1 protein-coding gene is annotated in these 1,199 nt (G+C 61.1%); it reads right to left on the reverse strand.

Features of this window, described 5'->3' with window-relative positions:
* Positions 1–1,199: DUF3362 domain-containing protein (locus D8V06_RS07525; RefSeq protein WP_130930722.1), on the reverse strand; the 1,199-nt coding region annotated here is incomplete at both ends.

The following is a 1,199-nucleotide window of genomic DNA, read 5'->3' on the forward strand; positions in this document are numbered from 1 at the left end:
TGTTCACGCTTGTCCCACGGGTTGCCGCCATCGCTGGCGCGCGGTGGCAGGCCGGTGTGCTGGGTGAGGATCTTGGTGGTCTTTTCCCCTGCAACCTTGTGGCTGCCGGCCGGCGTCGAGTTCTTGCGACGGGCACTCTGGTAGCTGTCGGTCGACGGCTGGTGCAGTGGGATCAACTGATTCTTGCCCGGCCCGATGAGGTCGGCGCGGCCCATGCGAGTCAGCGCTTCACGCAACATCGGCCAGCCTTTCGGGTCGTGATAACGCAAGAACGCCTTGTGCAGACGACGCTGCTCTTCGCTCTTGACGATGGTCACCGCGTCAGACTTGTAGGTGACCTTGCGCAGCGGGTTCTTGCCCGAGTGGTACATCGCGGTGGCAGTGGCCATCGGCGACGGGTAGAACGCCTGCACCTGGTCGGCACGGAAACCGTTGCCCTTGAGCCACAGGGCCAGGTTCATCATGTCTTCATCGGTGGTGCCCGGGTGGGCGGCGATGAAATATGGAATCAGGTACTGCTCTTTGCCCGCTTCCTTGGAGTACTTCTCGAACATGCGCTTGAACTTGTCATAGCTGCCGATGCCCGGTTTCATCATCTGGTTGAGCGGACCTTCCTCGGTGTGTTCCGGGGCGATCTTCAGGTAACCGCCGACGTGGTGGGTCACCAGTTCTTTGACGTACTCCGGCGACTCGACCGCGAGGTCGTAGCGCAAGCCGGAAGCGATCAGGATCTTCTTCACACCCGGCAACTCACGGGCGCTGCGGTACAACTGGATCAACGCCGAGTGGTCGGTGTTCAGGTTCGGGCAGATGCCGGGGAACACGCACGAGGGCTTGCGGCACGCGGATTCGATTTCCGGGCTCTTGCAGGCGATGCGGTACATGTTCGCGGTCGGGCCACCGAGGTCGGAGATCACGCCGGTAAAGCCCGGGACCTTGTCGCGAATCTCTTCGATTTCGCGAATGATCGACTCATGGGAACGGTTCTGGATAATCCGGCCTTCGTGCTCGGTGATCGAGCAGAAGGTGCAGCCGCCGAAGCAGCCACGCATGATGTTCACCGAGAAGCGAATCATGTCGTAGGCCGGGATTTTCTCCTTGCCGTACGCCGGGTGCGGAACGCGCGCGTAAGGCATGCCGAAGACGTAGTCCATTTCTTCGGTGGTCATCGGAATCGGTGGCGGGTTGAACCAGACATC

It is taken from the genome of Pseudomonas sp. Sample_24 (genome assembly GCF_004307605.1).
Classification (GTDB): domain Bacteria; phylum Pseudomonadota; class Gammaproteobacteria; order Pseudomonadales; family Pseudomonadaceae; genus Aquipseudomonas.